The sequence below is a fragment of the Micrococcus lylae genome (genome assembly GCF_900163825.1).
Taxonomy (GTDB): Bacteria; Actinomycetota; Actinomycetes; order Actinomycetales; family Micrococcaceae; genus Micrococcus; species Micrococcus lylae.
The window spans coordinates 60,813-68,576 of the sequence record NZ_FUKP01000028.1 but is presented as its reverse complement, the minus strand read 5'-3'; the positions used below and the strand labels follow the sequence as shown (position 1 = coordinate 68,576).

The window sequence follows — 7,764 nt, the reverse complement described above, 5'->3', positions numbered from 1 at the left end:
GGAGGTTCTTTTCATCGTCAACGTCTATCTGTCACCAACGTCATGGCCGAGTACATCTAGGAGCCGCGCCCGGCGTGGCCGAGCACGCCCCAGGGTCCGGTCGCCCCAGCGGGGGCGGACAGCGGCCGAGCGAGGCGCGCAGGGACGGGGACCAGGGCGAGGGGCACGCCACCCCCGGGGCACACAGCCCTTTCGGGTCGCACGGTCCCCGTGCGGTGCGGATGGTTGAATGAACGGGTGCTCTTCCCCGTCCCCGCCCTGAAGCATCCCGTGCACCGGTTCGCCCACACGGAGGTGGACCTGCGCACCCGCGTGCTCGTGATGGCGGTGGTCAACCGGACCCCGGACTCCTTCTACGACGCCGGGGCGACCTTCGCCTTCGATGCCGCCGTGGACGCCGCCCGCGCCGCCGCGGCCGACGGCGCCGACTGGCTGGACGTCGGCGGCGTGCCCTTCGCCCCGGGCGAGGAGCTGGACCCTGCCGAGGAGGCCGAGCGCGTCGCCCCGCTGATCGCCGCCCTGCGTGCCGGAGACGGCGGCGTGCACGGCGGCGAGGAGGCCGCCCGCGCGATCCTCTCCGCGGACACCTTCCAGCCGGCGGTCGCGGCGGCGGCCCTCGAGGCCGGCGCGGACGTCGTCAACGACACCTCCGGCCTCTACTACCCGGACCTCGGCCGCGTCGCCGCCGAGCACGGCGCCCACCTCGTGGTCACCCACTCGCTGGCCCACCTCACCGGGCCGCGCACCGTGGTGCCCCGCCCGCAGTACTCCGACGTGGTGGCCGAGGTGTGCGAGCAGCTGCTGCGCACCGTCGACCGCGCCGTGTCCCTGGGCGTGGCGCCGGAGAAGATCATCGTGGACCCGGGCCATGACCTGAACAAGACCACCGTGCACACCCTGGAGGTCACCCGTCGCCTGGAGGAGGTCGCGGACCTGGGCTTCCCCGTGCTGGCCGCGGTCTCCAACAAGGACTTCGTGGGCGAGTCGCTTCACCGCCCGAAGTCCCAGCGTCTCGCCGGGTCCCTGGCCGCCGCCGTGGCCTGCGTGGCCGGCGGCGCACGCATCCTGCGCATGCACCAGGTCCGCCCCTCCGTGGACGCCGCCCGCATGGTCGAGTGCATCGCAGACTGGCGCGACCCCGTCCTGGCCGTCCACAACACCGGGGACCTGAATCGGGATCCCGACCTTTCCGCCGTGGCCGCGGACGAGGACTGGGAGCCCCGCGCATGAGGGCGCTGACCGGGTCCGGGCAGGCCCTCACGGACGAGGACCTGCTCGCGCTCTACGCCGCGCCGCGCCGGCTCCGCGGCGCTCTGGACGGCCCGGACGGCCCGCGCTCCACCGGATCCGCAGGGCACGACCCTCTCTCCGCCCGGCCCGCCGACCGCCCGTGGACGCGGATGATGTTCATCTCCTCTGCCGATGGCGCCGCCACTGTGGACGGTCGGTCCGGCGGCCTCGGCAGCCCGGCCGATCACCGGGTCTTCGACCTGGCCCGCAGGGATGCCGACGTGATCCTCGTGGGCGCCGGGACCGTCCGTGCGGAGGGCTACGACGGACCGCTGGTGGACGCCGAGGCCTCCGCCTGGCGCACCGCCCGCGGCCTGGACGCGCACCCGGAGGTGGCCGTGGTGTCCGGCGGCCTGCACCTGGCCGCCTCCGACCCCTTCTTCCTCCGCGCCCCGCGCCGGCCTGTGGTCCTCACCTCCGCCGCCGCCCTGCGGGACCACGCCGACCGGGCCGCAGCGCTCGCCGAGGTCGCCGACGTGCTCGCCGCGGGCGAGACCGACGTGGACCCGGCGATCGCCCTGGCCCTGCTCGCCGCGCGCGGCCACCGCGTGGTCCATGGGGAAGGCGGTCCGTCCCTGTTCGGCGCCGTCGCCGCCGCCGGCCGTCTCGACGAGCTGCAGCTGAGCCTGTCCCCTGTGCTGGTCGGCGGGGACGGCCCGCGGATCCTCACGGCCGCGCAGGAGGTTGCGCTCGACCTGCACCTGGTGCACGTGCTGCACGAGGACTCGATGCTGCTGCTCCGCTACGTCGCTGCGGGCTCCGCAGACGCTCTGGAGGACGGCGCCGCCGGCGACGTGCGTCCGTCCGGGAACGACGTATGAGCGCCGCCGAGCTGGGCCCACAGACCGCGTACGAGGTGCTCGCCGTCCGCCCGGACGTGGACGCGGAACAGCTGCGCCGGGCCTACCGCCGGGCCGCCCGCCGCGCGCACCCGGACGCCGGCGGCAGCCCCGAGGCGTTCCGCCGCGTCAGCGCGGCCTGGGAGCTCGTCGGCACCGCCGAGGCCCGCCGCCGCTACGACCTCTCCCTGTCGGCCGCGGACACGCCCACCGGCCGTGCGCGCACCGGACGGGGCACGGCCGGAGGCCGCGGAGGAGGCACGACGACGGCGCGCGCCTCCGACACCTCGGCCCGCCCGGGCCCTCCCCCGCCCTCACAGCGCCCGGTGAGGTACCTCCCCCCGCTGCAGACGGAGCCGGTGCCGAACGGGGTCCTGGACGCCGCCCGCTCGGCCCGCCGCTGGCACGGGGTGCCCCGGCGCCGCGGCCTGCTCCCGGACGAGCACCGCCAACGCCGCCAGGCACGGGTGCTGCGCCTGTTGGACGCAGACGTCGCCCCGGTGCTGCCGGCCGCCCGCTTCCTCACCGGGCTCAGCCTGGGCGGACGCTTCCAGCGGGGGCTCGACGTGGACCATGCCGTGCTCTGCGGCGACCGGCTCGCACTGATCGGCTCCATGCAGGTGCCGGACGGGACCTACACCTGGGACGGGGCGCAGCTGTCCGCACACCGCTCCGCCGCCTCCCCGCCGCTGATGGGCCCGGCGATGACGACGCTCCAGCGGTCCCTGCCGCAGGTGACGGTCGGCGGCTTCGTGCTGGTGATGACGGACCGGGACGAGCGCCTGGCCCCCGTGATCCGCCGCGCCCGCGGTGCCGACGACCCCGCCGCCCAGCAGGACTTGCTCACTGCGGCGCCCGCCGCCGGCCGGGACCTGGTCCGCGAGCTGCTCCTGTTCCTCGGCACCGGCAGCGCGCCGGACACCGTGGACCGGGCGGCGCTCGGCCTGCTCGTGGACCAGCTGTACTGAACCCGGCTGAGCCTCCCTCTGCGGAGGCGAGGCGGTGTCACGAGGCGAACGGCCGTCGTCGGGAAACCCGCACACCGGGGACGGCGGACCGGCCTACCATGAAGGGCGTGTCCGCCACCGTCCCGCCCCGCCGCACCGAGAACCCGCACCTGGCCGCCGAGCGCGCCCCCGCCCCCGGCACGCCCGGCTTCCATCTGATGTTTCACGCCCCGGAGATCCCCGGGAACACGGGCAACGCCATCCGCCTGGCCGCGATCACCGGCACAAGCCTGCACCTGGTGGAGCCGCTCGGCTTCACCTTCGCGGACGCGCACCTGCGCCGCGCCGGCCTGGACTACCACGACCTCGCGGTGGTGCAGACCCATCCCGACCTCGACGCCGCCCTGGACGCCCTGCCGGAGGCCCGCGTCTTCGCCTTCACCGCCCGCGGCGACGCACGCTATGACGAGGTCGCCTACCGCCCCGGAGACGTGCTGCTCTTCGGCCGCGAGTCCACCGGGCTGCCGGACGAGGCCCTCGCCCACCCGCGCATCACGCAGACGGTGCGTCTGCCGATGCAGCCGGCCCGCCGGTCGCTCAACCTCGCGAATGCCGCCTCAATCGTGACCTTCGAGGCGTGGCGTCAGCACGGCTTCGCTGGGTCCGCCCGCCTAGACTGACAACACCATGGACGCGACCTGCACCGCTGAGAACGGACCCCACGACGACGCCCTGCCGTCGCTCGACGTGCTGCTCCGCCTGAGCTGCGAAGGCGACCGCGCGGCCTTCGCCGCCTTCTACGACACCACGGTGTCGTGGGTCCATGCCCTCTCCCGGTCCGTGCTGGCCTCGGAGGCCGATGCCGCCGAGGCCACCGCCCTCGTCTACCTCACCGCGTGGGACGAGGCCCCGGACACCGACATGGACGTGACCGAGGACGACGACGTCCGCCGTCGGGAGCGCACCGTCTTCACCTGGCTGGAGGTCCTGGCCCACCGCGTGGTCACCACCCTGGCCCGCACCGACTCCCTGCCGGAGCGGGGCCACGGACTGCTGCCGGAGAACGCCGGCAAGAGCGAGGACGTCACGGCCGAGCGTCCCCTCAGCTGCGCCTCGCTCACCGATGAGCAGTACCGCGCCGTGTCCCTGGCCTGGCTCGGCGGCCGCACCTGCCGCCGCCTCGCCGAGGAGATGGGCGTCCCCGCCGCCCGTGCCAAGGAGCTCGTGCGGGACGGCGTCCAGGCCCTCGTGGCCGCCCACCGGGACGCCGAGCAGGAGCGCGGCACCCTCACGGGGCCCCTCAGCACCACCCCGCCCCGCGCCGCCGGCCTCATGGACACCGTCCGCGCAGATGTGGAGGCCGGACGAGGCCTCGAGCTGGCCGACGTCGCCGCGCTCGACGCCCTCGACGCGGACGAGCGCACGCTCGTCGAGGGATCCGTCGCCGCCCGCGGCCCGAGCGAGGGCACGCTGTGGCGTACCCGCCTGCGCGCCGCCCGCAACGCCGTCACCTGGGCGTTCCGCTCCGTCCAGGAGGAGCCGCCGTCCGAGCTGCTGGACCGCATCCTGCGCCGTCTGCCCGCCCAGGACATCGGCGTGGCGCTCGTGGACCACGACGAGGTGCGGCACTCCCCCGAGGAGGAGGCCACGGGCCGCCGCCGCATGGTCGCGGTCGTCGGCATCGCGGCGCTGCTGGTGGTCGCTGCCCTGGTCACCGCCCTCGTCCTGCTGACCGGCCCGACGCTGCCGGAGAAGGTCGACCGCGCCGACGACGTCTACACGTCCACGCCGGTGGACACCCGTGACGGCGGCACCATGCAGGTGGCCACCTCACGCGACATCGACGCCGGCTACGTCCGGCTGGAGGGCCTGCGTCCGCTGCCGCAGGGCCAGGCCTACCAGCTGTGGCTGCTCCCGAAGGACGAGTCCCAGCAGGCCCAGTCGCTGGGCGTGTTCTCCGCCGAGGACCTCACGGAGCCGGTGACCTTCCACGGCATCGACGCCCACGAAGCCGTGGGCATGACCGTGGAGCCGGAGGCCGGCGCCGAGCAGCCCTCGGACGACGTGCACTCCTCCGTGGTGCTCCGCCCGGGCAACGACGGCCCCCGCTACGGCGGCAAGTGGACGATGGACGACTGAGGCAGCCGCCACGGCGCGGACGGCGGTCCAGATGGGTTCAGAAGCCGGCGATCGTGTCCGCGCCGTTGACCTCGACGAGGTGGAAGGACTCGGCCGAGCCGTCGCCCCGGCCGCCGGCCAGCGCGAACTCGTCCCGCATCTGACGGCGCACGAACGAGCGCATGCCCTCCACGTCGGGGTGCTGGGACAGGTGGGCGTCGAGCGCACGGATCTTGGCCTCCTCCAGCCCGGTGACGTCCACGGCGGTGTCCACCCGGGCGCGCGGCGCGGCGTAGAGGAGCAGATGGCGGATGCGGAAGGCCTCCAGCCCCTCGTCCCGGAGCAGCTCCGGGAAAGCGTACGGGTTCTCGACGGCCGGGTAGGCCGCCCGGACGACGGCCTCGCCGCAGGCCAGGTGGTCCGGGTGGGAACGCTGCATCCGCTCCCAGTCCCGTTCGGGGTGCAGGCTGAGCACGACGTCCGGACGCACCTGCCGCATCACACGGACAAGGGCCTTCTGCACCCGCTGGTTCGGCTCGAGGAAGCCGTCCCGCTCACCGAGGAAGCAGACCTGATCGATGCCCAGAACGGCGGCCGCGGCACGCTGCTCCGCATGCCGGCGGGCGGTCATGGCCTCCGGCCCCTCGGAGTCGAAGCCCCCGGCATCGCCGTCGGTGACGATGCACTGCACCACGCGCACGCCGGCGGCGGTCAGCCCTGCGAGGGTCGCGGCGGCGCCGAAGTCGAGGTCGTCGGGATGGGCGCCGACGGCGAGCGCGGTACGCCAGCCGTGGCGCGCGGCGAGGTCGGCGGGGGTCAGGAGAGTCTGCATGGCTCCCATTCTCCCCCCGCCGCCCCGTGGGACGCCGCGGTGGGCGTCGGCCGGGTGCGTCCCGACGCCGGCCGGATCAGCCCTGCTGGTCGCCGGCGGCGAAGGTGACCTCGAAGGCCTGCTCCTTGCCGTCGCGGCGCACGGTCACCTCGGCCGAGTCGCCGGGCGCGAACTGGCGCACGGTGGCGGTGAGAGACTCGCTGTCCTTGACCGGATGGCCGTCCACCTCGGTGACGACGTCCCCCTGCTTCAGCCCGGCCTCGTCCGCCGGAGAGCCGGAGACGACCTCACGGACCTCGGCCCCGGCGCTGAACTGGGTGCGGGTCCTGGCGCTGCCGCCCTGGACGTCCGCCTCCGCGGGGGTCACGGAGACGCCCAGGAACGCGTGGTCCACTTCGCCTTCCTCGATGAGCTCCTGGGCGATGCGGTGGGCGTAGTCCACCGGGATGGCGAAGCCGACGCCGATGTTGCCGGACTCACCGCTCTGCCCCTGGCCACCGGCCGAGGCGATGGCCACGTTGATGCCGACCAGGTCGCCGTTGGCGTCCACGAGCGCGCCGCCCGAGTTGCCCGGGTTGATGGCGGCGTCCGTCTGCATGACATTGAGGAACACGGACCCCTGGGTCCGCTGACCGCCGCCCTGCTGCGGGAACTGGAACTCGTACGGGGATCCCTCGGAGGTGTTGTCCGGGACCTCCGAGGACGCCACCGAGATGGTGCGGTTCAGCGTGGAGACGATGCCGTCCGTGACCGTCCCGGCCAGGCCGAGCGGGGCGCCGATGGCGACCACCTGGTCGCCGACCTGCACGTCCTCGGACGTGCCGATGCCGATCGGGGTGAGGTCCTCGGCGTCCACCTTGATGACGGCGAGGTCGGACTTCGGGTCGGTGCCGACGACCTTCGCCGCGTAGACCGAGCCGTCCGACGTCTGGACGGTCAGCTCCGCGTCGGAGGTCGTGCCGCCCATGGTGACCACGTGGTTGTTGGTCAGGATGTGGCCCTCCTCGTCCAGCACGACGCCGGAGCCGGAGCCGCTGCCGGAGCTCGCGATGGTGGAGATCGTCACGACGGAAGGGGAGGCCTTCTCGGCCGCCTTGCTCACCGTGCCGGCCTCGGCGCTGCGGTCCGCCGCACCGCTCTCACCGGGCCTCTGAGCATCCTGCGGGTCCTGGGCGGCGCCGTCGCCGGTCTCGGTGCCCCGGTCCCCGTCCCCGTCCCCGCCGTCCTGCGTGGACGACGCGGCCGGCGCGCCGCCGTTCGCGAGGGCGACGGCACCGGCCCCCACGCCGCCGCCGACGAGTCCGGCGGCGAGCACACAGGCCGCCAGCAGTCCGGTGCCGACGCGCTTCGGGCTGCGTTCGCCGCTGCCCGCGGAAGTCGGGGTCTGGCCGTTGACGTCGGTCGGCGCCGGCTGCTGGGGGTACGACATGGTCCTGGTCCTCTCGTGCGTCGCCTCGGGGCTCGAGCCGCGGGGCGCCGCCGTCCGTGCTGGTGGTGTTCGCCGGGTCGGCGTGGGGTCGATGGAGTCCATGATGGAGCGGTTCTCTGGACATCTCCTGGAATCAGCCTGGAGGTCAGCCGCGGCTTCGCGGAGACATCGCTGTGCCCGCGACACGCCCGCGTCAGCTGTGGGCGGAGTATGCGTCCGATCCCTTCACCGGGGGTGTCCGCCCTGCCTAGACTGCCACCAAGCCGACGCCGCGCGTCGGACCCCGGGAAACCCGGGCATGGCCGCGGC

General features: G+C 74.5%; 7 protein-coding genes. 5 read left to right on the top strand and 2 right to left on the bottom strand.

Annotation, left to right across the window (positions count from 1 at the left end; all coding sequences use genetic code 11):
- The first annotated feature begins 237 nt into the window (after positions 1-237).
- The 5 genes from folP to FM125_RS04590 all read left to right on the top strand — a co-directional run bounded on the left by folP (position 238) and on the right by FM125_RS04590 (position 5,215).
- A complete protein-coding gene (gene folP, locus FM125_RS04610) occupies positions 238-1,230 on the top strand; it encodes a dihydropteroate synthase (RefSeq protein ID WP_245829806.1) in 993 nt (330 codons plus the stop codon).
- The gene (locus FM125_RS04605; RefSeq protein WP_087133787.1) at positions 1,227-2,111 is read left to right on the top strand and encodes a dihydrofolate reductase family protein; all 885 of its coding nucleotides are present in this window, start codon (positions 1,227-1,229) and stop codon (positions 2,109-2,111) included. Before folP ends, FM125_RS04605 begins: the two co-directional genes overlap by 4 nt.
- Positions 2,108-3,097: a DnaJ domain-containing protein gene (locus tag FM125_RS04600; RefSeq protein ID WP_067191266.1), complete on the top strand. Its 990-nt coding sequence runs from the start codon at positions 2,108-2,110 to the stop codon at positions 3,095-3,097. The genes FM125_RS04605 and FM125_RS04600 overlap by 4 nt, the downstream gene beginning before the upstream one ends.
- 197 nt (positions 3,098-3,294) lie before the next feature.
- Positions 3,295-3,756, top strand: a complete 462-nt coding sequence (locus FM125_RS04595; RefSeq protein ID WP_245829810.1) for a tRNA (cytidine(34)-2'-O)-methyltransferase — start codon at positions 3,295-3,297, stop codon at positions 3,754-3,756.
- Between the two features lie 7 nt (positions 3,757-3,763).
- Positions 3,764-5,215, top strand: a complete 1,452-nt coding sequence (locus FM125_RS04590) for an anti-sigma factor domain-containing protein (RefSeq protein WP_087133785.1) — start codon at positions 3,764-3,766, stop codon at positions 5,213-5,215.
- Positions 5,216-5,252: 37 nt separating this feature from the next.
- Here the strand turns inward: FM125_RS04590 and FM125_RS04585 are convergent, their stop codons facing one another.
- Positions 5,253-6,026 carry a PIG-L deacetylase family protein gene (locus tag FM125_RS04585; protein ID WP_087133784.1) on the bottom strand — a complete coding sequence of 258 codons (774 nt, stop codon included), beginning with the start codon at positions 6,024-6,026 and terminating at the stop codon, positions 5,253-5,255.
- A gap of 76 nt (positions 6,027-6,102) precedes the next feature.
- Positions 6,103-7,455 (bottom strand): S1C family serine protease, encoded by a 1,353-nt coding sequence (locus FM125_RS04580; protein ID WP_180525352.1) that lies wholly within the window; start codon positions 7,453-7,455, stop codon positions 6,103-6,105.
- Positions 7,456-7,764 lie beyond the last annotated feature (309 nt).